Origin of the sequence: Rhodococcus sp. CH91, assembly GCF_022554085.1 — a bacterium.
Lineage (GTDB): Bacteria > Actinomycetota > Actinomycetes > Mycobacteriales > Mycobacteriaceae > Rhodococcus.
This window is the reverse complement of sequence record NZ_JAKFYR010000003.1, coordinates 399,829-422,395: the sequence shown is the minus strand read 5'-3', so window position 1 is coordinate 422,395 and position 22,567 is coordinate 399,829. Positions and strand designations below refer to the sequence as shown.

Below are 22,567 nucleotides of genomic sequence, written 5' to 3'. Positions count from 1 at the left end.
AGTGTGCGCAGCGGCGGGTGCTGCTACGGCAGGCGCAAGCAGATGGGCCGGTCAGCGGTGGGAACGACACGCAGCAGTCGCGACCCGCACGAGATCCACGTGCAGGCGGCGAGTGAGAAGGCTGTGCGTCACAGGCCCACCGTACCTGTGAATAGACCGGTCTGTCTATCGGGGCATGTCCGCTACCCTGGGAGGCGTGCGTACGTTCGCCGAGACCCCCGAAGCAGGCGCTTCCGAGCCCCCGAGCAGCACGGCATCCCCGGGCGACACGGCGAAACCCTCGCCCGCTCGCCGTCTGCTGGACACCGCGCGTGCCCTGTTCGCCGAACACGGCATCCGCGCGGTGGGGATCGACCGCATCCTTGCGGAGGCCGGCGTGGCGCGCGCGAGTCTGTACTCGTCGTACGGGTCGAAGGATGCACTCGTGCTCGCCTATCTCGACGACCTCGACAAGCGCGACCGGCAGGGCTGGTACGCCGCTGTCGAAGGGATCGACGATCCGGTCGCCGAGATCCTCACCTTCTTCGATCTCGCGCTGCTCTCCGCGCCGCGCAAGAACTTCCGGGGGTGCCAATATGCCAATGCTGCAACAGAATTCCCTCAGGATCCGCTCGAGCCGGTGCTCGCGCACCGCAGATGGCTGCACTCGGTACTGACCGAGTTGCTCGGATCGGCCGGTGTGACGGACGCCGACGCCCTGGCCCGGAGGGTGCAGCTGATCTACGACGGCGCCCTCGCGGGAAGCAAGTTCGAGCATTCCGTCGAGCCCATCCGTCTCGGCCGGGAGATGGCCCGGGAGATCGTGGAGTCGCATCTTCCGCGCTGATTCCGCCGGATCGCCCCGGCGGGTTCAGCCGGCAGTCGTGGTCCGCCGGTTGTTCGATGCCGTGGCTGCAGTCCTCGCGGGCCGAGGGACGAGAGCCCGGAAGCACACGCTCGCGAGCACGAAGGTGCCGAGCGTGCCGAGCACGGCGGCCACCCCCGTCGAGCCGGGACGCCCGTCGATCGTGTAACCGGCGAGCGCGCTGTCCGAGAGCCGGTGTTCTTCCACGTCGCGTGCCATGCACTCGCCCGTGACCTCCTCGGCGAGCGCATCGATCTCGCATCCGCGCGTGGTGGCGACCTCGAGAGCGCCGGGAGTGTCCACCGCGAGGGGCGCCAGGATTCCCGCCACCGCGAGCGAGGTGAAGGCGAGTCCTGCGAACAGCCTGCCGGGTGACCGCGGACGTGAGGGGGGAGCCGGGGGTGCCTCCGCATCGAGCGGGTTGGCCGGGAGCCGCGTGAGGTGGACGGACTCCGGGGAGACCCGCGCGACGGCGAGTACGACGACGGCCGTCACCGCTCCTTCGATCACGCCGACCGGGATGTGCGTGGCGTAGAGGAACCCGATGTTCGACACGGGCACTGTGGTGGTGCCGCTGAGGGCGTACTCGACGACGAAACCGGTCACCGCTGCGAGAACGGAGACGACACCGCCGACGAAGGAGACCAGGCCGAGGGTGAGGAAGGGCGGCAGACCGCGGTGCTCGCACAGCGCCCGCAGGGCCGCGGCGACCAGGAAACCTGCTGCGACGGCCACCAGCACCATATTGGTGATGTTCGCCCCCAGAGCGGACAGGCCTCCGTCGGCGAAGACGAATGCCTGCACCACGAGGACGATCGTCAATGCGACGGCGCCCACGAAGGGGCCGAGCAGGATCGCCGCCAGTGCACCCCCGACGACGTGGCCGCTGACATCCGGAAGCACCGGTACGTCGACCGTCCGGAGCGCGAACAGCAGAGCGCAGACCGCCGCGGCCGTGGGCACCGTCCGCTTGTTCAGGTCACCGCGGGCATACCAGACGGCGATGCTCACGCCGATCACGGCGATGACGAAGAACCAGGCGGAGGCGCGGTCGGAGATCAGACCGTCGCCCATGTGCAGGGCCAGGACGTCCGTGCCTGCGAACCCGCTCGTATCGACCATCTGCGATGCCTCCCGCCGGCGGAGTGTTCTGCGGCGAAGGCTAGTACCGGCCGACGCGGCGTGAAGCGTTTTCGCATGCACAGTGGGACGAAAGGGGGGTCGGTCGCGGGCACCTGTTCTATCTTCACTTCATGTACGAGTGGTCCGACACAGACCTCATGTTCCGCGATGCACTACGCGGTTTCATCGAGAAGGAAATCCGTCCGCACGTCGACAGTCTCGAATCGGGAGAATTGCCGCCGTACGACATCATCCGCAAGTTGTACTCGACGTTCGGCATCGACGAGATGGCTCGCGAGTCGCTCGAGCGTGCTCTCGCGAAAGAAGAACGTGGAGAGAAGAGTTCGGGTTCCACCGGGGGTACGGGTGGGTCGCCGGGGATGGGAGCCCTGCTCAACATCGAGATCGCAGGTGTGAGTCTCGGCCTCATCGCCTCGCTCGGCGTGAGCCTCGGCCTGACGGCGGGCACGATCCGCAGCCGTGGAACCCTCGCGCAGAAGAAACGCTGGCTGCCGGAACTGGTGACCTTCGAGAAGGTCGGCGCGTGGGCCATCACCGAACCCGATTCCGGATCCGACGCCTTCGGTGGAATGAAGACCACGGTGCGCCGCGGCGGGGACGACTACATCCTCAACGGCCAGAAGACCTTCATCACCAACGGACCGTACGCCGATGTGATCATCGTGTACGCGAAGCTCGACGAGGGTGATTCCTCCGTCGATCGCCGGGACCGCAAGGTGCTCGCGTTCGTGCTGGACAAGGGCATGGAGGGACTCACCCAGAGCCCGCCGTTCAAGAAGATGGGCATGAACTCCTCGCCCACGGGTGAGTTGTTCTTCGACAACGTGCGTCTGACCCCCGACCGGCTGCTCGGGGAGACCGAGGAGGGCGGCCGCAGCGACGGCAAGGACAGCGCACGGGAGTCGTTCGCCGCCGAGCGCATCGGCATCGCGTATCTCTCCCTGGGCATCATCGAGCAGTGCCTGAAGCTGTGTACCGAATATGCGAAGTCGCGGAAACTGTGGGGCCGCGAGATCGCGCAGTTCCAGCTGATCCAGCTCAAGCTCGCCGAGATGGAGATCGCCCGGGTCAACGTGCGGAACATGGTCTTCAGTGCCATCGAGCGGGCGCAGGAGGGCAAGCCGGTGAGCCTGTCGGAGGCCTCGGCGATGAAGCTGTACTCCTCACGGGCGGCAACCGAGGTGGCGATGGAGGCGGTGCAGTTGTTCGGTGGAAACGGATACATGGCGGAATATCGCGTGGAACAACTCGCCCGCGATGCGAAATCACTGATGATCTATGCGGGGAGCAACGAAATTCAGGTGACACATATCGCGAAGGGGCTGCTGGCACAGTAAACGCCCTGCACAGCGTCGTCGGAATTGCGCAAATAGGACATTTCCCGGACGGGGATGACAATTCGTCCTGTGTGTCGACTATTCTTCGGCGTAAGAAAAGTTGTGCCGGTCACCGACGAGGGGAGTGACCGGTTCCATAGGGGAAACGAGCGGAAATCGGGGGAGCGATGTACGCGGAACGAAGGGACGGCGTCGAACAGGCGCCGGTAGCGACCGACGGCAGGAGCGCTCGCGCAGAGCGCACACGACAGGCCGTGATAGAAGCCCACATTGCGCTCATCCGCGCAGGTGAGCTCAAACCCACAGGGGCGCAGGTAGCCTCGCGTGCCGGAGTGTCGCTCCGGTCCCTGTGGGGGCATTTCGGAGATCTCGAGACGTTGTTCGCGGCTACGGGCGCCGAGTTGATGCGGCGCCAGGACGACGCGTACGAGCCGATCGATCCGTCCTTGCCGCTCGAAGAACGGATAGATGCGTACTGTCGACAGCGAGCCGAATTGCTCGAATTCATCGCGCCGTTCGCGCGTTCGTCCGAGATCCGCGCGCCGTTCTCGCGCGAGTTGCAGCGTAACCGGCTGCGCTATCTCGAACGCGCCAGATACGAGATCAGGGCATTGTTCGGCGACCGATTCGAAGGGGTCGACGACACCGTCCGCGTGCACGTCGAGAATCTCCTCGGGGTGTCGACGACCTGGCCGATGTGGGTATCGCTGCGGGACGTGCTGAGGTTGTCGGTGCCGGAGGCCATCGAGGTCATGAAGCGCTCGGTGACGGCGCTGCTCGCCGAAGCATCGGCGGCGGCGCGGTCGCAGCCGGGCACCCGCGTGGAGCAGCCACCGGCTTCCGGGAACGCGACGGGCTCGCAGGAGGCGGCATCCCCTCCGACGGTTCCGATACCCCGGGTCGGTCCGGCGGCGGCTCCCCGGGAGCAGTTCGTTCCGGTCTAACCGTGGGGCGCGCCCGAACGGGTATGAGCCCCGAGGAAGGCCTCGACCGCAGGTAGTGCTGCCGGCACGGTCTCGGCGTGGTCCACGCCGCGCAGGATCGCGAGTCGCGCACCGGGCACGGTGCGCGACAGCGCGCGGGTGTCCTCCACACGGAGGCGATCCTCGGACCCGACGAGGGCGAGTACGGGCACGTCGATGCCGGCGAGCAGGCGGTCGTCGATGCCCGGTTCCCGATCCGAGCGGCGGAAATAGGCTGCCAGGGCATGCGCGTCGTTCTTCAGGAACGCCGCGCGTGTCGCCGGATCGACCGGTCTGCGGCGCCGCTGTTCCCACGCTTCGAGGAAGCCCTCCATGCCGTCGCGTTCGAGCACGTCGACGGTGCCGGGGAAGAACATCGCATCCATCGCTCCGTGCTGGGGCCGAGCGCTTCCACCGAGAAGCGTCAGGCTCGCCAGACGTTCGGGGGCGGCGACGGCGAGTGCAAGGCCGGCGCGGGCGCCGAAGGAGTACCCGACGTAGTGCACCCGGCTCGCCTTCGCCGCATCGAGGACGGCGAGCAGATCTCCGACGATCCCGTCCATCGCGTAGGCGTCCTCGTCGTGCGGGGCGTCGCTCCGGCCGTGTCCGCGCAGGTCGGGCATGATCACCCAGAAGTCCCGGCTCAGCGCCTTCACGTAGCCGGACGCGCGCCAGACCGCCGACGACAACGCGCTGCCGTGGACGAGCAGTACGGCCGGCAGGTGTTCCTCGCCTGCCGTGGAGAATCTGATCCGGGTACCGTCGGCGGGATTCGTCGCATGGCTCATTCCTGCAGTATGTCCGAGCATTCCATCACTGCAGCGTGATCGAGCGGTTCACTCCCACCTCCTCCAGGAAGCGTTCGTCGTGCGAAACCACGACCAGCGCACCGCCGTATCCGTTCAGAGCCTGCCTCAGGTGTGCGATCCCGGCCAGGTCGAGATTGTTGGTGGGCTCGTCCAGCAGGAGCAGTTGCGGAGCGGGATCGGCCGCGAGCACGATCGCCAGGGCAGCACGCAGGCGCTCGCCGCCCGACAGCGCGCCCACAGCCACTTCGGCCTGGCGGCCACGGAACAGGAAGCGCGCCAGTCGTGCCCGGACCTCCTGCGGGGTCAGGTGGGGCGCACGGTCCTCGGCGTTCTCCGCGACCGAACGAGTGTCGTCGAAGATGTCGAGACGCTGGGGGATCAGGGCGAAGGGGACGAGGGGCCCGGCATCGACGACGCGCTGGAGCAGCGTCGTCTTGCCGGAGCCGTTGGGTCCGCGCAGTGCGATCCGTTCCGGTCCGACGATCTCGAGCGGCGCCTCGGCCACGCGCCGACCCGGGGGCACCGCCGTTCCGGGCAGGTCGATCCGGATCTCCGGATCGTCTCGCACGGCATCCTGTGCCCGATCGAGGTTCTCCCGTGCCGCGGTGAGATCCTGTTCGTGCTCGCGCCGTAAACGCCCTGCGGATTCCTGCGCCTGCCGCTTGCGTGCCCCCATGACGATCTTGGGTTCGCGTTTCTGCTCGTACATCTTCCGCCCGTACCGCTGGCGCCGAGCGAGCGTGACGTGTGCGGCCGCGAGTTCGCGTGCCTGCCGTCGCACGTCGTTGCGAGCATCCCGCACAGCGGCCTGCGCGGCCTCCTGTTCTTCGGCGACGATCCGCTCGTACTCGCCGAACCCGCCGCCGAACAAGCGCAGTGAGCCGTCACGCAGTTCGGCGATCGAATCCATCCGATCGAGCAGTTCCCGGTCGTGACCGGCCACGACGGCCGTGCCCGGAAAACGGTCGAGGGCGTCCTGCAGTCGCAGGCGACCGTCGGAGTCGAGATTGTTGGTCGGTTCGTCGAGCAGCAACACGTCGGGCTCGTCGAGCAGCCGGGCGGTGAAGGCGAGCAGCACGGTCTCACCACCGGAGAGCTGCCCGACCGTGCGATCGAAGTCGCCTGCATCGTGCAGTATCCGGTCGAGACCGACGCGGTGCACGAGCGCGAGGGCGCGATCCTCGATGTCCCACCGGTCGGCGACGATCTCGAAATCGCGGTCGTCGAACGATCCGGATTCGATGCGGCGCAGTGACTTCCGGATGTCTGCGATGCCGAGGACCGAGTCGACCGGCACGGTCGGGTCGAGGGTGACGTCCTGGGGCAGATACGCGACCCGTCCTCGCACGGCTGCCGAACCGGACGTCGGGTGCAGCTCACCCGCGAGCAGACGCAACAGAGTGGACTTGCCACTTCCGTTGCGCCCCACCAGGCCCGTGCGTCCGGCCGGGAAGACGGACTCGACGTCCCGCACAGCGACGGTGCCGTCGGGATGGACATAGGTGAGTGCGGACAGCGTGATACCGGACGAAGACATGGGTGCTCCTGGAGTGTGAGGGTCGGCTGCGCGAATGCGCGGGACTGAACTCACAGGAGCAACGGACTTCTCCGATCGACGAGTGCGGGATGCGAACACCATGATGGATCCGGCTGCGTCCGGGACGCAACCGAATAATTCAACCCGCCGTCTACCTGCGGTAACAGACACCGGCCGGAAAGAACAGGCATGATCGGGATCGTGCGTATCCGACTGCTGAGCCTGGGCGTCGCGACAGCCACGACGCTGTCGCTGTCGGCCTGCGCGCTGGGTCCTGATCAGCCCGAGACGATCGCCGAGGAGTTCGCCGCAGCTCTCGACGCAGGCGACGTCTCCGCGGCGGCAGCGCTGACCACCGACCCGGCGGCTGCGGAAGCCGCCATCGACGCCCTCTTCGACGGACTTGGCACCGACGATCCCACTGTCGGTGTCGCGGGGACCGGAGACGGCGGCACCTTCGACCTCGACGTCGCGTGGAGTTTCGGGGAAGACCGTGACTGGTCGTACCGGACCACTGGCAGTGCCTCGGAGGATCCGGCCGCCGACGCATGGCGCATCCGGTGGGATCCGGCGGTACTCGCCCCCGAACTCGCGGGCGGTGCGTCGCTCGAATACCTGACGACGGCCGGTGCACCGCCGACGATCTTCGACCGGAGTGGACTCCCGCTCATGGGAGAACAGGTCGTCACCGTCGTGAATCTCGATGCCACCGCCGATCCGGCCGCGGTGGCCCCTGTGCTGGCCACGGTCGTGCCGACCATCACGGCCGGGAATCTCGCGGAGCAGGTCGCAGCGGCCGAAGGGGGCCCGGTGGGTGTGATCACCCTGCGGGAGGACGATCTCGCTCCCGTCGAGGAACAGCTCGCGGCGCTGCCCGGGGTGACGTTCTCGCAACAGGCACGGCTTCTCACCTCCGACCGTGCTCTCGCCTCACCCGTATGGGCCGGTCTCGCCGAACTCTGGCAGCAGGGACAGGACGCCTCGGCCGGCTGGGTGGTACGGAAGGTCGCGGCGGACGGCACGACGAGCCAGGTGGCCGGTGAATCCGGGCCGGAGGCACCGGACCTGACCACCACCATCGATCTCGGTCTGCAACGACGTGCCGAGGACGTGCTCGCCTCGTTCGAGACACCCGCGGTGATCGTGGGGATCGACCCCGCGACGGGCGCGATCCGCACCATGGCCCAGAACGCTGCGGCCGACGCCGAGGGCCCGATCGCCGCGACCGGCCTGTACCCACCGGGCTCGACGTTCAAGGTGGTGACCACGTCCGCGGCCCTGCAGGCGGGACTCGCAGAACCCGGCACGGTGCTGCCCTGCCCGGGTGTCGCCTCGATCGGTTCGCGCACGATCCCCAACGACGAGAACTTCGATCTCGGCCCGGTTCCCCTGCACACCGCGTTCGCCTTCTCGTGCAACACCACCATGGGGCAGCTCGCCCTCGATCTGCCGGCCGACGCGCTGCGGGATGTCGCGCAGCGGTTCGGGCTGGGAGTCGATTACGTCACGCCGGGTCTCGTCACGGTCACGGGGAATGTGCCCGTCGCCGATACCGACGATGCGCGCGTGGAAGCGGCGATCGGGCAGGGGCAGGTGACGGCGTCGCCGTTCGGGATGGCCCTGGTCGCTGCGTCCGCTGCGAACGGCCGGACGCCGGCGCCGATGCTGGTCGAGGGGCAGCCCGCGGAGGCGGACATCACCCCGGAAGCCGTCCCGGAGGACGTCCTCGTGTCGGTGCGAGAGATGATGCGGGAGACTGTGATCGCGGGTACAGCCGCTCCGCTGCGCGACATTCCGGATCTGGTCGGGAAGACCGGAACGGCAGAGTACGGTGAGAACGTCGGGGCACACGGCTGGTTTATCGGCTCGCAGGATAATCTGGCGTTCGCGGTGTTCGTGGCAGGGGCGGACAGCTCGGCCCCCGCAGTCGAGGCTGCGGGTCGCTGGCTGAGGGGGTAGGGATACGTGGCGCAATCGTGATTCGTTCGTGTACAACGCGTGCTGGTATCTCGTGTGACCGAAGTGAAGGTTGTTACGTATGAGATTTCGTGATTGGCGGGGGAAGCGGGGGCGTATCGTCGCGCTCGCCGTCGTCCTCGTCGTGGCGGTCGTCGCGTTGACGACGACCGTGTTCTCGGATTCTCGAAGCGAGGCACAGCGCCTCGTCGACGACTTCGTGGCCGCCCTCGACGATCGCGACGCGGCAGCGGCAGCGGCTCTGACCTCCTACCCCAACGCGGCGCAGGAGACCATCTCGCAGGTGTACGACGGTCTCTCCGGCGGCACCGTCGACTACTCGGTGACCCAGCTCGTCGAACTCAACGACGAATCGGGTTACTTCACGCTCTCCGCGGCCTGGAACTTCGGGGAGGGCAAGAACTGGTCGTATCAGGTCGACGGCGCGGTACGGAAACTCGCGGTCGGCTGGCGCGTGTCCTGGGATCCGGAGGTCGTCGTGCCCGACCTGGCCGGCGGCCGCACCGTCCACCACGTCCGGACCGATGCCGCGCCCCCGAAGATCTTCGATCGTGCCGGGCGTCTTCTCATGGAGGAACAGACCATCAACGCGGTGGTGCTCGATCCCGCGGAGATGCCCGATCCGGTCGACACGACCACCCGGCTCGCCTCGGTTCTCGCGCCGGTCGCGCCCGTCGTCACTGCGCAGTTGATGCAGGAACGCATGCAGGACGATCCCGGCAACCGCGTCACCGCCGTCAAGCTCCGCGACCAGGACTACCAGTTCCTCGAAGAGGGCATCACGTCGATTCCCGGTGTCGAGGTGCTCCAGTCACCCACTCTGATCAGCGCCGATCGACGGATCTCCACGCCGTTGCTCGACTCGTTGCGGTCGGCGTGGCAGCTCGAGCGCGACCGCACTGCCGGCTGGGCGGTGACCCTCGAAGACCCCGAGAGCGGCCCCATCCAGGTCGCCGGTTTCCAGGGCCCTCCCCCTCCGGACCTCCAGTCCACCGTCGACTCCCAGGTGCAGCTCGCCGCGAAGGAAGCGGTCGTCACGGCCGGCACTCCGGCGGCCGTGGTGGCCATCCAGCCGTCGACCGGCGGGATCCTCGCGGCCGACGTCAACAACTGGGCGATGGAACTCGGTCCGGTGCTCACCCACGGGCTCTACCCGGCAGGAGGAGTTCTCGACCCGGTCCGGCTGGCGGCCGGTCTCCAGCGTGGAGTGGACCCCGGGGACGTGAGCTCGGACGACATCGCCGACACCGCCCGCAGCCTCGGTCTCGGTGCCGATGTCGAGGTCCCCGGCTTCGACTTCGAGACGGCGCAGATCGGTCACGCCGGTTCCGGAGTGGTCCAGTTCACGGGCTCCGATTCGGACGAAGGCCTCGTCAGCCCGCTCGGCGCCGCCCTGCTGGCTGCCTCGGTCGCGCGAGGTGACACTGCCGTCCCCAGGATCGTGCAGGGTCAGGAGCCGATCGTGCACGACGCTCCGGAGCCCCTTCCCGCCGCCGTGGTCGACGCCCTGCGCGGGATGATGATCGACAACGTGCAGAACGGCCCGGCGTCCCCCCTGCGGCGACATGCCGGTCTCGCAGGTATCGCCGCGGCGAGCGGCGACGACCGATGGTTCTTCGGTTACACCGGCGATCTCGCCTTCGCGGTCTTCGTCGCCGACGCGGACGGTGGCGACCGCGCGATCAGGATGGCCGACACCTTCCTGAGCAAGCTGAACGAACCGCTGGTCGGAGACTGACTCCCCGCCGCAGGGTACGTTGACCGATCGTGACGGTTGCCGACGTGATGCTGCTCGCGGTCGCCGGCTTCTTCGCCGGGGTCGTCGGCTTCGTCACCGGTCTGGCATCGATCGTGTCGTATCCGGCTCTGCTCGCGGCCGGTCTCTCGCCGGTCGCCGCGAACGTCACCAACACCGTGGCGATGGTCGGTGTGGGCGTCGGGGCGTTGACCAACTCGGCTCGGGAGGTCGTCGACACCGGCCCTCGGGTGTGGTGGTGGACGCTTTACGCTGCCCTCGGCGGCGCAACCGGGGCGATCGTCCTGCTCGTGGCGCCGCCGGGCTCGTTCGAGGCGGTCGTGCCGGGCCTCGTCGCACTCGCAGCACTGGCGTTGCTGCTTCAGCCGCGTATCCGCGCACTGGCGGGCGGCCGCGACCTGCCACGGGTGTTCGCGGTGGCCGTCTTCGTCGTCGCGGTGTACGGCGGGTATTTCGGTGCGGGGGCGGGCGTGGTGTTCCTCGCACTGATACTGATCTGCACATCGGAGCAGATCTGGCGCGCGAGCATCCTCAAGAGCTATCTGCTCGGCATCGCGAACCTCGTCGCGGCGATCGGTTTCGCCGTCTTCGGGCCCGTGCACTGGGTCGCGGCAGCCGCGATGGCAGCCGGGGCGTTCGCCGGGGGATGGTGCGGCCCGCCCCTGGTCCGCCGCATACCGCCGAACCTGCTGCGCGTGACGGTCGCGCTCGCAGGGTTCGGCCTGGCGGTATGGCTGGCGGTCCGCTGAATCGCGAGCCCGGTTACTGCACGCCGTGCATGAGCTTCTTGATGCGCGGCGCGAACAGTGCGAGCACGATCCCCACGACGATCGAGGCGCCACCGATCCACAGGTAGTACGGCACCTCGTTGTTCTCGTCGTAGAACCCGGCGAGGGTGCCGGCCATGGCCGTGCCGCAGGCGACCGACAGATAGAACAACGCGACCATCTGCGTGTGGAAGTTCTTCGGCGCGAGCTTGGTCGACAGCGACAGTCCGACGGGGGACAGGAACAGCTCGGCGAAGGTGAACAGCAGCAGGATGCCGATCAGCCCGAGCAGGGGCGCGCTGTTGGAACCCCCGCCGGCCATCGGGATGAAGCACAGGAAGGCGATGCCCATGATGATCGTGCCCACCGCGAACTTGATGGGGGACGACGGCTGGCGCGGTCCGAGCTTCGTCCAGGCCGCGGCGAAGACACCCGCGAACAGGATGATGAACACGGGGTTGATCGACTGCACCCACGACGGCGGGAATTCCCAGCCGAACAGATCGCGGTTCAGCCGGGTGTCGGCGTAGACCGCGACCATCGTGAACTGTTGCTGGAAGAGCGACCAGAAGACCGCGCTGGCGATGAACATCGGGATGAAGGACAGCACCCGGCTGCGCTCGATCGACGTGATCTGCTTGCTCGACAGCATGATGACGAAGTAGGTGACGGTCGCGACGATCGTCAGGACGACGACGATGTCGGACATGTTGCTCGTCGTGATGAGTCCGGTGAGCGCGAAGACGGCGATGAGAGCAACGGCGGCCAGGCCGATTCCGGCCGCCTTCGTCCGTGTCTCGGTCGGCAGGGGGTGCGGCGCCACCTTGCCGATGTCGCCGAGATGCTTGCGGTAGATGGTGTACTGCAACAGGCCGAGGAACATACCGACCGCGGCGAGACCGAAGCCCCAGTGGAAGCCGTAACGCGTCTGCAGGAATCCCGTGAGCAGCGGGCCGACGAGCGCACCGATGTTCACGCCCATGTAGAAGATCGAGAAGCCGGCGTCCCGCCGGGTGTCGTGTTCGTCGTAGAGATCGCCGACGATCGATGTCGCCGTGGCCTTGAGACCGCCGCTACCGAAGGCGATGAGCACCAGGCCGACGCCCACGCCCGCGAATCCCGGCAGGACTGCGAGTGCGATGTGGCCGAACATGATGAATACGGCGCTGTAGAACAGTGTGCGTTCGGAGCCGAGCAGCCTGTCGGCGATCCACGCCCCGAGGATCGTCGACAGATACACCGTGCCGCCGTAGGCGCCGACGATCGAGGTGGCGGCGCCCTGGCTGATCCCCAACCCGCCCTCGGATGCCGAGTAGTACAGGTAGTAGATGAGGATGCCCTGCATGCCGTAGAAGGAGAAACGCTCCCACATCTCGACACCGAACAGATTCGCCAGGGGCAGCGGCTGGCCGAAGAACCGATGATCGGAGCGGGACCCGGTCAGTGTGGGAGGGTCGATGGTGGACATGATTTCCACTGTTCCACTGCGGGGGCCGGGTATGCGAAACATTTCGGCATCCGGCGAGTGGAATCACATCCTCCCCGGCCGTGTGAAGCTCGATCTCACAGCTCCGCCGGGAGAACGCGGATCAGTGCGCGTGGACCTTGCGACGCTGTACCGCGCGAGCCACGAGGCGCCATCCCACGAGGAATACGCCCAGGAAGATCGTGGCCACGATGATGAACGCGGTGGCGGTGCCCTGTCCGGTGACGGCGCGCAGCAGCATGCCTCCCACGAGGGTGCTCACCCACACCAGCAGGCCGGTGGGGGCGGCGGCGAGGGCGTCGAACTTGTCGCGGTAGAGCCAGGCGGTGAAGAACCATCCGACGGTGAGGCCGCCGAGGAACGGCCAGGCCGTCTCCGCGAGCCCTGCGAGATCGAGAACTTCGTTGTGGCTGGAACGGCCGAGCACGGCGAACACGACGACGAGCACGACGTCGACCACCAACGCCGGGGTGTACTTCTTCACGGAAACCAGAGTAGCCGCGGCGCGAACGTGCCCGAGGTGAGCATCGCCACCGATGCCGATGCGGCGCCCTTCCCGGGGGAGGGCGCCGCACGGAGGGTCGGATCAGGACTGCAGGGCTGCCTCGATCTCGAGAGTGATGGTGATCTTGTCGCCCACCACGGCTCCGCCGCCTTCGAGGGGCATTTCCAGGCTGATGCCGAAGTCCTTGCGGCTGATCACGGTGGTGGCCTCGAAGCCGGCGACCGGGCCCTGGCCCATGCCGGGATTGACGCCGTTGAACTCGAGCGTCAGTTCGACCGGCCGAGTGACGCCGTGGAGGGTCAGGTCGCCGGTGGCCACGTAGTTCTCACCGTCGGCGCGGACCGCGGTCGAGGTGAAGGTCGCGGTGGGGTAGCGCTCGGCTTCGAAGAAGTCGGCCGAACGGAGGTGGGCGTCCCGGTCGGCGTTGTTGGTGTCGATCGACGTCACGTCGATCTCGGCGTGCACCGAGGCGGTGCCGTTCTCGTCGACCTCGATGCGGCCGGAGAAGGTGTCGAACTTGCCGCGGACCTTGCTGACCATGAGGTGCCGGACGGCGAAGCCCACGCTGGAGTGGACGGGATCGATGGTCCAGGTGCCTGTGGTGAGGCCGGGGAAGGTGGTGGTGGCGGTCGTCATGGGCGCTCCTCGGTTGATCCAACTTTCAACTTCTTGGTCCCATAGTGGCAGCAAATGGTTGCGTGCGCAACTACTTGGTGACCCGGATCACACGGGTTCGGGGTTCTCGGTCGTCCGGCGGCGCCGCTCGAGCGCGGTGCGCTCGTGTTCGGCGCGCTCCGCGATCGGATCGATCTCATCACCGCCGTTGCCCCGGTACATCGCGGCGACGGTGCTCCACCCGGCGAGGGCGACGAACGCGAAGCTCACCATCCGGTACACGAAGACCGCGGCCAGGGACTGCGAGGCGCTCAACCCGGAGGCGGTGAGGGTCGCGATGAGGGTTCCGTCCACGAAACCCAGGCCGCCCGGGGCGAGCGGCACGCTGCCCACCGCCTTCGCGGCGGCGAACGCGATGAGCAGACCCGCCACCGAGGGCGAGCCGCCGACCGCCCAGCACGCCAGGCCGAGGCATGCGACATCGGCGGAACGATGCACGGCGGACCACGCGATCGCAGCCAGACCGTCGCGACGTGCGAGGTCGACGGACTCCAGCTGCGCCAGGGTGCGCTCGAAGACGTCGAATCCGGTGTCCTTCGGCTTCCTCGTGATCCGGTTGATCCGGCCGAGGACCCACGTGCCGGCCGACTCGATGGACGAGGGATTCCTCGCGACGTACCGGAGTCCGTAGAACAGCGCGATCGCCCCGGCGAGCGACAACACGAGCGTGACCGGGCTGATCCGGCTACCGACGGCGAATGCGCCGATCATGCCCACCGATGCCAGTGTGGTCGCCGCGATCACACCCGACACCGCGAGCTGCCACGAGGCGACCACGGGAGTGGCACCCCACTTGCGGGTCTGCTTGTAGGTGAAGGCTGTGGAGAAGACCGGTCCGGCCGGCAGGGTGACCGCCATCGCGGTGCTGCCGTAGATCACCGACGCCGACCGCCAGTGCCCGACGCGCACCCCGCCCGCGCGGAGCAGTCGCTGCTGCACCCCGGCGAAGCCGCTGAGGGAGATCAGCTGCGCCAGCACGCACGCAGCGAACCATCCCCAGTGCATCTCGGTGACGGCACGCCACGAGTCGCTCATCGTCGGCCACAAGTAGACGGCCTCCACGGTCAGCAGGGCGACGAGCGCGATCGCAGACCCCCATTTGAGCCACCGGAACGAGCCCCGACGCGGCATGGCGTCGGGGCCTCGAGGATGGTCGTGGGGCTGCGCCACGCTGTTCACCGTAACCGACCCCGGTGCCGCGAAGGGGGTGCTCTCGCTCTCCGGGCACCGCGGAGCGGGCTCAGGCGGAGGGTTGTGCGCCTCCGGACGAGGAGCCCGGATCGTCCCGATCGGCGGCCGATGCGGCGACCCCGGGATAGCGGACCGGCCACGCGAGATGTGTCATCCGCCGCCGTCCGCGCAGCTGCACCTCGTCGCCGAGTTCCCAGTGGCCGCGCTCCTCGTCGTCGGCGAAATACAACGCGCTCGATGACGCAAGAACCCTGCTCGGACGTAGTTTTGCGAGTTCGGTCAGGCGCGACGCCTCGTTGACCGGATCGCCGATGACGGTGTACTCGAACCGCTCGGCCGCGCCGATGTTGCCGGCCACCGCGAGGCCCGCCGATACGCCGATGCCCACGTCGAGTCCGGTGATCTCGCCGAGTGCGAATCTCATCTCGCGAGCGGCTGCGAGGGCTGCGGTGGGGGCGTCGGGCCGGTCGAGGGGAGCGCCGAAGATCACGAGTGCGGCGTCGCCCATGAACTTGTTGACGAAGCCGTGGTGCTTGTCCACGACCTCGACGACGACCCGGAAGAACTCGTTGAGCAATTCGACGACCTCGTTCGGCGGCCGCTCGGCCGCGGTCGCGGTCGAACCCACCATGTCGACGAACAGCACCGCGACGTATCTGGTCTCACCACCGAGTTCGGTGCCGTACTGCAGTGCCCGGCGCGCGACGTCCTCGCCGACGTGCTGACCGAACAGCTCGCGCAGACGCCGGCGCTCGTCGGACTCGGTCATCATGCGGTTGAACCCGACCTGGAGTCGCCCGATCTCACTGCCGTCGAACACTTCGACCTGGACCCCGGAGGCGCCGCGCTGCACACGTTCGATCGCCCAGCGCAGTTGTTTGATCGGGTCGGAGATCTGCGAAGAGGTGAGCAGCGACAGCACGAGCGCGAGCCCGATAGACGTCACCGCGAGGGCGAGCACGGACAGGGCGAGAGCATCCGGATCGAAGTCGGTGTTCGCGCTCAACTGCGTCACGCACAGCAGCACGATGCCCGCGACCGGCATCAGCGTGCCCAGCCCCCAGGTCATGGCCAGGCGGGTGCCCACGCCCGGCGCCATGGTCCGGTCGAAGTTCCCCTCGCTCAGGGCGCGGGCGGCGACCGGCCGCAGGATGCGCTCGCCGAGCATGTAGGTGAAACCGAAGGTGCTGGTCGCGGCCATGGCGACGGTGACCGACACCGCCACCGCGAGCGACGGCATCTCCTCGGCCGTGAGGAAGACGAAGAGCACGCCACCGAGCAGCCACAATCCGAGGTGGACGATCGCCTGCCGGAGCGGTGCATGCAGCGCAGCCATCTGTTCGGCTCGCGTGGGCGGGCCACCTCGCAACTGCCATCGCACGACCGAACGCAGCATGATCGCTGCGGCGCTCAGGCTCACGACGCCGGCGAAGACCAGGTACACCGCGAAGACCGCGAAGTTGCGGACGCGGTGGGCGGCGATCGCATCGGTCTCGCCGAGGGGGATCCCGTATCGCACGAAGGCGAAGACGAGCAGGGCACCGAACAGGTTCGAGGCGCCCATCGAGACCATGTAGAGCGGCCAACGACTCCGCAGAGTGGCGGCGACAGCTCGGTACGACCTCAACACGACTTCAAATCAAACCACTGTGCGGACGGTCACAGGATGTGGCGGGCACCGTACGGCTCCCGGAGTGGTTGGATTCACTCGCTCCGATCAATGTGACGAAAGGTGCGAAACGTACACATGAGGCCGTCGCCGACCGGTCCGGACCCGGATGCGCCGCTCTGGCGGGCAGCGCAGGTCTTCCGGCTCGTGACCGTCGTCTACGCGGTGGGCTCCCAGTTCTCCACGGTCGCGCACTACACCCGCCCGGATCTGTCGTGGTTGCTCATCGGCATTCTCGTGGCGTGGTCGCTCGCATCGGCCGTCCTGCTCTCGCACGAGGTACATCTGCGCCGCACCGTCGCCGCGGTCGACCAGATCGTCGCCGTCGCGCTGATGGCGTCCACCAGGCTCGTGGCCGACCACGACTGGTACAGCACTCACCAGACCATGCCCACCACCTTGTGGGTGGCCAACGCCGTGCTGGCGGCGGCGATCCTCGGCGGGCCACTCGCCGGCACGGGATCGGCACTGCTGATGTCCGTCGTCAGCGCGCTCGTCCGCGACCAGGTCGACCTCGACCTGTGGCGGGACGCGACGGCGCCGGTGCTGGTCGCCTGCGGCGTGGCGATGGGATTCGCCACCACGACCGCACGTCGTGCGCACCGGCAACTCGAACAGGTGGTGCGCATGGCCGCCGCCACCGAGGAACGCGACCGGCTGGCCCGTCAGGTGCACGACGGAGTCCTGCAGGTGCTCGCTCTCGTACAGAGGCGGGGCCTCGAACTCGGCGGCGACGCGACGGAGCTCGTGGATCTCGCGCGCGAACAGGAGGTCGCGCTCCGGCAACTCGTCTCGGAACAGGACGCCGCTGCCGACTGCGGGGACGACCGGCTCGCCGACCTCACGGCGCTGGTGCGTTCCCGGGCCGGCACCGCGATCGTGGCGGCACCGGCCGATCCGATCCTGATCCCGCGCGGACGTGCCGAAGAGCTCGCCGCGCTGACCACCGCTGCACTGTCGAACATCGAGCTGCACGCCGGTGCCGGAGCAGCCGCGTACATCCTTCTCGAGGATCTCGGCGACGAGATCGTGCTCGGTATCCGCGACGACGGTGTCGGGATGGAACCGGGCAGACTCGACGAAGCCTGCGCGCAGGGGCGCCTGGGGGTGTCCAAATCGATCATCGGACGGGCGGAATGGCTCGGCGGCGCCGCTCTGCTCGGCAGTGCCGTGGACGAGGGAACCGAATGGGAGATCCGGGTACCGAAGGGGGAATGAGTGACCGGGACCGATGCGGAACATCACAGGAACACCCCGGGGGAGCGCGAAGCGGTCACCGTGATGGTGGTCGACGACCACCCGATCTGGCGTAACGCGGTCGGTCGCGGCCTCGAGGAGGCCGGATTCATCATGGTCGCCGAGGCCGACGGTGTCGCCAGCGCCGCACGACGTGCCGCCGTCGTCAGACCCGACGTCGTGCTCATGGACATGGCGATGCCCGACGGCACAGGTACCGAGGCGACCCGCGCGGTCCTCGAAGTCTCTCCGGACAGCCGGGTTCTCGTGCTGTCGGCCTCCTCCGAACGGGACGACGTTCTCGGGGCGGTCAAAGCCGGCGCGTCCGGTTATCTCGTCAAGAGCGCCTCGGTGCAGGAACTCGTCGACGCGGTTCTCGCGACCGCACGCGGCCAGGCCGTCTTCACCCCCGGTCTGGCCGGGCTGGTGCTCGGTGAATACCGCCGCATGTCGAACGCATCGGCCCGGCGAGAGGCCCCCGCGACACTGACGAGCCGGGAGACGGAGGTGCTGAGGCTGGTCGCGAAAGGATTGTCGGCGAAACAGATCGCCGCGCGGTTGACGCTCAGCCACCGCACCGTCGAGAACCACGTGCAGGCGACACTGCGGAAACTGCAGCTCGCGAACCGGGTCGAGCTCACCCGGTACGTCATCGAGCAAGGGCTCGAACGAGACACGAGGACATGACGTGGATCCCACTATGCTGATGCGCATGGAACCGAGGGATCTTCGTGTGTCGGACGCCGAACGCGAACATGTCGGAGAGCTTCTGCAGCGCGCGGTCGGCCAGGGAATGCTTTCGCTCGGCGAGTTCACCGAGCGGATGGATACCGTGCTCGCCGCCAAGACCCGGGGCGACCTGAACCAGGTGCTCGTCGACCTGCCCGGGATGCAGATCCGTCCCGAATACGACCCTCGGACCGTGCCGGGCGTGCCACCGCAGCAGCAGACCTACCCGGTGCCCGCCGCAGGTGCCTTCCCCGCACCCCTCCAGGGGGCTCCCTCGCTCATCAAGGGCCGTGTCTCGAGCATCGAGCGGAAGGGTCGCTGGCAGGTGCCGCCCGCCATCACGCTCGACACCGTCGCGTCCTCGGTGACCCTCGACTTCACCGAGGCGGTGATGCAGACGCAGGTGGTGCGGATCGACGTGAACGACTACCTCAGTTCGATCAGCATCGTGTTGCCTGCGGAAGCCACGGCCGACGTCAACGGTGTCGACAACGTCGCATCGAGCGTGTCGTCCAAGGTGCGCGGCGGGGCGCCGTACGGCCCACTGCATCTGGTGGTGACCGGCAAGGTGCGCGGCGGAAGTCTCAACGTCACGCATCCGCTGTCGACGAGATTGCGGAAGTTCCTCAACGGGCACTGACCCGCCGGGTGCCGATCCGGCAGGCACCCGTACTCGACGGGCACCGATCGCCCGAAGGACTCGAGGCGACCCGTAGCGGGTCGCCTCGAATCGTCGGAGGTCAATCGCGGCGTTGCCGCGCGATCAGTTCGCTGACACTGATGGACCGGCCGCTGTCGGGACCGTGACGTCCGCGGCCCGGGGAATCCGCTCCGTTCGGTTCCGGCCGCGACTCGTCCGGTCGCTGTTCTGCTCGTCCCGGCTCACCCGGCCGGGGCGATCCGCCTCGCGGGTCGCCCTGCTCACCGTCCCGGCGGCGGGGCGGCAGGGGCGGACGCGGAGCATCCTGCGCGGGCGGCCGCGGGCCCCCCTGGCCCGGCCGGGGCGTGCCCTGTCCGGGCGGGCGGGGCGGTTCCTGAACCCCGGGTCGTGGTGCTTCCGCCGGACGTGATCGAGGCTCGGGTCGCGCTTCTCCGCTCGGTGCGGGTCGCGCTTCTCCGCTCGGTGACGATGTGCGCCGCAACTGCGACAACCAGTTCTCGATCGCCTGCGGATCCCGTCCCCGGCCGTTGCCGGCGGGTTCGCCGGAGCGTGCCTGGCCGGTCGGTGCCGCCGCCTCGCCGGGTAGCGGAGCCGGCCGGACGAAGGTCTGCGGTAGCGGCGGCGGAACCTCGCCCCGCTGACGGCGGGGGAGCGGGGGCACGGCCGAGGCCGGAGGCGGTTCGGGCGTGCGGCGGGGGAGCGGCGTGCCGTTCTCCTCGCTCGCTCCCGGCCTTCCCTCCGGGCGGGGCCGGGGGTCGGGCATCGCCTGTGACGGTGCCGGACGGCTCGCTCCGGGCTGGGCGGGCCGGCCGGCCGGAGGGGCAGGGCGCCCGGATGCGGGCGGCACACGCTCCCCGTTGCGCGGAGCGGGCGGACGGGCGGAAGAAGGCGCACCCGGGCGGACACCGGGACGACTCGGGCCCTGGCGGCGGGTCGGTGGTGTGAGATCGCGGAGTTTGCGCTGTTCGGCGGCCGGTCGGGGCGGTGCGATCTTCGGCAGTGGCTGGGTGAGATCCGAGCCGCCCTCGAAGGCGCCGGCGGGGAAGCGGTGCGAGCCTGTCGCCGCGACCGTCGCCGGACCGAACATGCCGACGGTGATGAGTTCGGGGACGTCCTGGGGCATGAGCTCGTCGGCGAGGATGGGTTCACCCAGGCCGATCTTCTCCTGGATGCGTTTCATCCAGGCCGGTGCCCACCAGCAGTCGTCGCCGAGCAGCTTCATCACCGCGGGGACGAGGAACATGCGGATGACCGTGGCGTCGATGATCAGCGCGGCGATCATGCCGAAGGCGATGTACTTCATCATCACCAGTTCGGAGAATCCGAACGCCCCGGTGACGACGATGAGGATCAATGCGGCCGCGGTGATGATGCGGCCGGTATGGGCGGTACCGACCCGGATGGACTCGGTGGTACTCGCACCCAGCGATCTCGCCTCCACCATTCTGGAAAGCAGGAACACCTCGTAGTCGGTCGACAGGCCGTACACGATCGCGATGATCAGCACGAGGACCGGCGACATGATCGGCCCCGGCGTGAAGTTGAGCAGGTCCGCGCCGTTGCCGTCGATGAAGATCCAGGTGAGGATGCCCAGCGTCGAGCCGAGACCCAGGGCGCTCATCAGGACGGCCTTGACCGGTAGGACGAGTGAGCCGAACGCCAGGAACATGAGCAGGGTCGTGAGCAGGACGACGACCACCACCATCAGGGGCAGCGTGTCGAGCAGGGCCGCGATGGAGTCCTGCTCGATCGCGGGGGTGCCGCCGACGAGCACGTCGACACCCTCGGGCCATTGGGCCGAGTGCAGATATTCGATGGTGTCGGCGGCCTCGTTGCGGTCGGTCAGGCCCGCCTTGAGCACGCGGACGCCGTCCTTGGCGGGGCCGGTGATCGTGAACTTCTCGACGAGACCGGGAGCCTCGCTGGCCGTGGTGATGATCTTGTTGAGGTCGCCGCCCTCGGCGCCGCGGACGACGAGCTTGACCGGCTCGGCGCGCTGGCCGGGGAACAGTTCGTCGAAGGTCTCCTGCGCCACGCGGGTCGGGTGCTCGGGCGGCAGGTAGGTCTCGTTGATGCCGCCGAACTTGATGCCGGTCAGCGGCATGATGAGCAGCAGCAGACCGATGACCGTCGGGATGGTCACCTTCATCGGGTTGACCATCACCCAGCGGCACAGGCGACCGAGGAAGCTGTTCTCGACCTGTTCGTTCGACTGGATCTGCCCGAAGCGCTTCATGCCGAACTTGTCGATGCGCTTGCCGAGGATGCTCAGGATCGCGGGCAGGACCGTGATGGACAGCAGAGCCGCCAACGACACCGCGGAGATCGCGCCGTAGGCGACGGACTTCAGGAAGCCCTGAGGGAACAGGACGAGACCACCGAGGCTCGTGACCACCATGGTCGCCGAGAACACCACCGTGCGACCTGCGGTGACGACGGTGCGTCTCACCGCCGCCGGGGTGTCGTAACCCTCGGCGAGTTCTTCGCGGAAGCGCGACACCATGAACAGGCCGTAATCGATCGCCAGGCCCAGGCCGATGAGCGAGACGACGGGGGCGACGAACGAGTTGACCTCGGTGAAGTTGGTGATCAACCGGACGATGCCGTTCGCCGCGATGATCGTCAGCCCGCCGGTGATGAGTGGCAGCGCGGCGGCGACGACACCACCGAAGACGAAGAACAGGAGCACACCGACCGCAGGGATCGCGAGGATCTCCATGCGCTTGATGTCGTTGGCCATCGTGTCGTTGAGAGCACCGGAGATCGGTTGGAGTCCGGCGAGTTGCACGTCGACACCGTCGATGTAGAACTCGTCCTTGACCTCACGGAAGTTCCCGGTCAGCTCGGTGTCGTTCTCACCGGCGATGGCGACCGACGCGATCGCGTGCTGCCGTGACGGATCCGCCAGGGTCGGCAGCGACGGGGCGCTGTCGGTCGGCCAGTACGCGCCGTTGATCTTGAGAATTTCGTCGGGGTGCTCGGCGACCAGCGAGTTCAGGCTGTCCGTGACGGTCGCGGCGAACTCGGGGTCGTCGACCGTCTTGCCCTCCGGCGCCGTGTACAGCACCAGCACGTCGCCCATGGTGTCTCGGCCGAACGTGCCGTCCGCGAGCTTCGCGGCGGCGACGGACTGGGAGCCGGGATCGTCCCAGCCGCTCTGGCTGAGGTGATCGTTCAGGCTCAGGCCGTACCCGGCGAGCCCGAGCAACGCCGCGACCATCACCGCGATGACGGTGAAGCGCGCGCGGTAGACGAGCTCTCCCCAACGGTCGAACACGTAAGT

General features: G+C 68.1%; 19 protein-coding genes. 9 read left to right on the top strand and 10 right to left on the bottom strand.

Annotated features, from left to right (window positions below; all coding sequences use genetic code 11):
* Nucleotides 1–51: 51 nt before the first annotated feature.
* Nucleotides 52–99 (bottom strand): hypothetical protein, encoded by a 48-nt coding sequence (locus tag MOM01_RS23420; RefSeq protein ID WP_374112286.1) that lies wholly within the window; start codon nucleotides 97–99, stop codon nucleotides 52–54.
* 76 nt (nucleotides 100–175) lie between these two features.
* Between MOM01_RS23420 and MOM01_RS08615 the strand changes: the two genes are divergently transcribed.
* A complete protein-coding gene (locus MOM01_RS08615; protein ID WP_374112284.1) occupies nucleotides 176–826 on the top strand; it encodes a TetR/AcrR family transcriptional regulator in 651 nt (216 codons plus the stop codon).
* Between the two features lie 24 nt (nucleotides 827–850).
* Here MOM01_RS08615 and MOM01_RS08610 read toward each other — a convergent pair whose 3' ends face one another.
* Entirely contained in the window at nucleotides 851–1,966 is a 1,116-nt protein-coding gene (locus tag MOM01_RS08610; protein ID WP_241384983.1) for an energy-coupling factor ABC transporter permease, read from the bottom strand.
* Nucleotides 1,967–2,097: 131 nt separating this feature from the next.
* Here MOM01_RS08610 and MOM01_RS08605 point away from each other — a divergent pair, with 131 nt between their 5' ends.
* Both MOM01_RS08605 and MOM01_RS08600 read left to right on the top strand, forming a co-directional pair.
* Nucleotides 2,098–3,324 carry an acyl-CoA dehydrogenase family protein gene (locus MOM01_RS08605; protein WP_241384982.1) on the top strand — a complete coding sequence of 409 codons (1,227 nt, stop codon included), beginning with the start codon at nucleotides 2,098–2,100 and terminating at the stop codon, nucleotides 3,322–3,324.
* A gap of 332 nt (nucleotides 3,325–3,656) precedes the next feature.
* The gene (locus MOM01_RS08600; RefSeq protein ID WP_241384981.1) at nucleotides 3,657–4,268 is read left to right on the top strand and encodes a TetR family transcriptional regulator; all 612 of its coding nucleotides are present in this window, start codon (nucleotides 3,657–3,659) and stop codon (nucleotides 4,266–4,268) included.
* On the opposite strand, the gene MOM01_RS08595 is transcribed toward MOM01_RS08600, so the two are convergent.
* Nucleotides 4,265–5,074, bottom strand: coding sequence for an alpha/beta fold hydrolase (locus tag MOM01_RS08595; RefSeq protein WP_241384980.1), 810 nt, complete (start codon nucleotides 5,072–5,074; stop codon nucleotides 4,265–4,267). The genes MOM01_RS08600 and MOM01_RS08595 overlap by 4 nt on opposite strands.
* 25 nt (nucleotides 5,075–5,099) lie before the next feature.
* The gene (locus tag MOM01_RS08590; protein WP_241384979.1) at nucleotides 5,100–6,632 is read right to left on the bottom strand and encodes an ABC-F family ATP-binding cassette domain-containing protein; all 1,533 of its coding nucleotides are present in this window, start codon (nucleotides 6,630–6,632) and stop codon (nucleotides 5,100–5,102) included.
* Nucleotides 6,633–6,821: 189 nt separating this feature from the next.
* On the opposite strand from MOM01_RS08590, the gene MOM01_RS08585 reads away from it, so the two are divergent.
* The 3 genes from MOM01_RS08585 to MOM01_RS08575 all read left to right on the top strand — a co-directional run bounded on the left by MOM01_RS08585 (nucleotide 6,822) and on the right by MOM01_RS08575 (nucleotide 11,114).
* On the top strand, nucleotides 6,822–8,591 hold the full coding sequence (locus MOM01_RS08585) for a penicillin-binding transpeptidase domain-containing protein (protein WP_241384978.1): 1,770 nt from the start codon (nucleotides 6,822–6,824) through the stop codon (nucleotides 8,589–8,591).
* A 79-nt stretch (nucleotides 8,592–8,670) separates the two neighbouring features.
* Nucleotides 8,671–10,347: an NTF2-like N-terminal transpeptidase domain-containing protein gene (locus tag MOM01_RS08580; RefSeq protein ID WP_241384977.1), complete on the top strand. Its 1,677-nt coding sequence runs from the start codon at nucleotides 8,671–8,673 to the stop codon at nucleotides 10,345–10,347.
* 47 nt (nucleotides 10,348–10,394) lie between these two features.
* Entirely contained in the window at nucleotides 10,395–11,114 is a 720-nt protein-coding gene (locus MOM01_RS08575; RefSeq protein WP_277609467.1) for a sulfite exporter TauE/SafE family protein, read from the top strand.
* A 13-nt stretch (nucleotides 11,115–11,127) separates the two neighbouring features.
* Here MOM01_RS08575 and MOM01_RS08570 read toward each other — a convergent pair whose 3' ends face one another.
* From MOM01_RS08570 to MOM01_RS08550, 5 genes are all read right to left on the bottom strand, one after another.
* A complete protein-coding gene (locus MOM01_RS08570; protein ID WP_241384975.1) occupies nucleotides 11,128–12,600 on the bottom strand; it encodes a peptide MFS transporter in 1,473 nt (490 codons plus the stop codon).
* Between the two features lie 121 nt (nucleotides 12,601–12,721).
* Entirely contained in the window at nucleotides 12,722–13,102 is a 381-nt protein-coding gene (locus tag MOM01_RS08565; RefSeq protein WP_241384974.1) for a DUF3054 domain-containing protein, read from the bottom strand.
* Nucleotides 13,103–13,204: 102 nt separating this feature from the next.
* The gene (locus MOM01_RS08560; protein ID WP_241384973.1) at nucleotides 13,205–13,759 is read right to left on the bottom strand and encodes a YceI family protein; all 555 of its coding nucleotides are present in this window, start codon (nucleotides 13,757–13,759) and stop codon (nucleotides 13,205–13,207) included.
* A gap of 87 nt (nucleotides 13,760–13,846) precedes the next feature.
* Nucleotides 13,847–14,968, bottom strand: a complete 1,122-nt coding sequence (locus MOM01_RS08555; protein WP_374112283.1) for a lysylphosphatidylglycerol synthase transmembrane domain-containing protein — start codon at nucleotides 14,966–14,968, stop codon at nucleotides 13,847–13,849.
* Between the two features lie 70 nt (nucleotides 14,969–15,038).
* Nucleotides 15,039–16,562 (bottom strand): adenylate/guanylate cyclase domain-containing protein, encoded by a 1,524-nt coding sequence (locus MOM01_RS08550; RefSeq protein WP_241385126.1) that lies wholly within the window; start codon nucleotides 16,560–16,562, stop codon nucleotides 15,039–15,041.
* A 174-nt stretch (nucleotides 16,563–16,736) separates the two neighbouring features.
* On the opposite strand from MOM01_RS08550, the gene macS reads away from it, so the two are divergent.
* The 3 genes from macS (at nucleotide 16,737) to MOM01_RS08535 (ending at nucleotide 19,263) form a co-directional block, all read left to right on the top strand.
* The gene (gene macS / locus MOM01_RS08545) at nucleotides 16,737–17,876 is read left to right on the top strand and encodes a MacS family sensor histidine kinase (protein ID WP_241384972.1); all 1,140 of its coding nucleotides are present in this window, start codon (nucleotides 16,737–16,739) and stop codon (nucleotides 17,874–17,876) included.
* A 63-nt stretch (nucleotides 17,877–17,939) separates the two neighbouring features.
* Nucleotides 17,940–18,581 (top strand): response regulator, encoded by a 642-nt coding sequence (locus tag MOM01_RS08540; RefSeq protein WP_241385125.1) that lies wholly within the window; start codon nucleotides 17,940–17,942, stop codon nucleotides 18,579–18,581.
* Between the two features lie 25 nt (nucleotides 18,582–18,606).
* Nucleotides 18,607–19,263: a DUF1707 SHOCT-like domain-containing protein gene (locus tag MOM01_RS08535; RefSeq protein WP_241384971.1), complete on the top strand. Its 657-nt coding sequence runs from the start codon at nucleotides 18,607–18,609 to the stop codon at nucleotides 19,261–19,263.
* Nucleotides 19,264–19,363: 100 nt separating this feature from the next.
* Here the strand turns inward: MOM01_RS08535 and MOM01_RS08530 are convergent, their stop codons facing one another.
* Complete coding sequence (locus MOM01_RS08530) at nucleotides 19,364–22,561, bottom strand: MMPL family transporter (RefSeq protein WP_241384970.1); 3,198 nt, start codon at nucleotides 22,559–22,561, stop codon at nucleotides 19,364–19,366.
* Nucleotides 22,562–22,567 lie beyond the last annotated feature (6 nt).

Excerpts from the sequence above, each read along its gene's own strand:
- MOM01_RS08590 (WP_241384979.1), bottom strand. The coding sequence starts at position 6,632 with ATGTCTTCGTCCGGTATCACGCTGTCCGCACTCACCTATGTCCATCCC.
- MOM01_RS08580 (WP_241384977.1), top strand. The coding sequence starts at position 8,671 with ATGAGATTTCGTGATTGGCGGGGGAAGCGGGGGCGTATCGTCGCGCTC.
- MOM01_RS08540 (WP_241385125.1), top strand. The coding sequence starts at position 17,940 with ATGGTGGTCGACGACCACCCGATCTGGCGTAACGCGGTCGGTCGCGGC.
- macS (WP_241384972.1), top strand. The coding sequence starts at position 16,737 with ATGAGGCCGTCGCCGACCGGTCCGGACCCGGATGCGCCGCTCTGGCGG.
- MOM01_RS08560 (WP_241384973.1), bottom strand. The coding sequence starts at position 13,759 with ATGACGACCGCCACCACCACCTTCCCCGGCCTCACCACAGGCACCTGG.
- MOM01_RS08535 (WP_241384971.1), top strand. The coding sequence starts at position 18,607 with ATGGAACCGAGGGATCTTCGTGTGTCGGACGCCGAACGCGAACATGTC.
- MOM01_RS08570 (WP_241384975.1), bottom strand. The coding sequence starts at position 12,600 with ATGTCCACCATCGACCCTCCCACACTGACCGGGTCCCGCTCCGATCAT.
- MOM01_RS08615 (WP_374112284.1), top strand. The coding sequence starts at position 176 with ATGTCCGCTACCCTGGGAGGCGTGCGTACGTTCGCCGAGACCCCCGAA.
- MOM01_RS08610 (WP_241384983.1), bottom strand. The coding sequence starts at position 1,966 with ATGGTCGATACGAGCGGGTTCGCAGGCACGGACGTCCTGGCCCTGCAC.
- MOM01_RS08605 (WP_241384982.1), top strand. The coding sequence starts at position 2,098 with ATGTACGAGTGGTCCGACACAGACCTCATGTTCCGCGATGCACTACGC.
- MOM01_RS08585 (WP_241384978.1), top strand. The coding sequence starts at position 6,822 with ATGATCGGGATCGTGCGTATCCGACTGCTGAGCCTGGGCGTCGCGACA.
- MOM01_RS08575 (WP_277609467.1), top strand. The coding sequence starts at position 10,395 with ATGCTGCTCGCGGTCGCCGGCTTCTTCGCCGGGGTCGTCGGCTTCGTC.
- MOM01_RS08595 (WP_241384980.1), bottom strand. The coding sequence starts at position 5,074 with ATGAGCCATGCGACGAATCCCGCCGACGGTACCCGGATCAGATTCTCC.
- MOM01_RS08550 (WP_241385126.1), bottom strand. The coding sequence starts at position 16,562 with ATGGTCTCGATGGGCGCCTCGAACCTGTTCGGTGCCCTGCTCGTCTTC.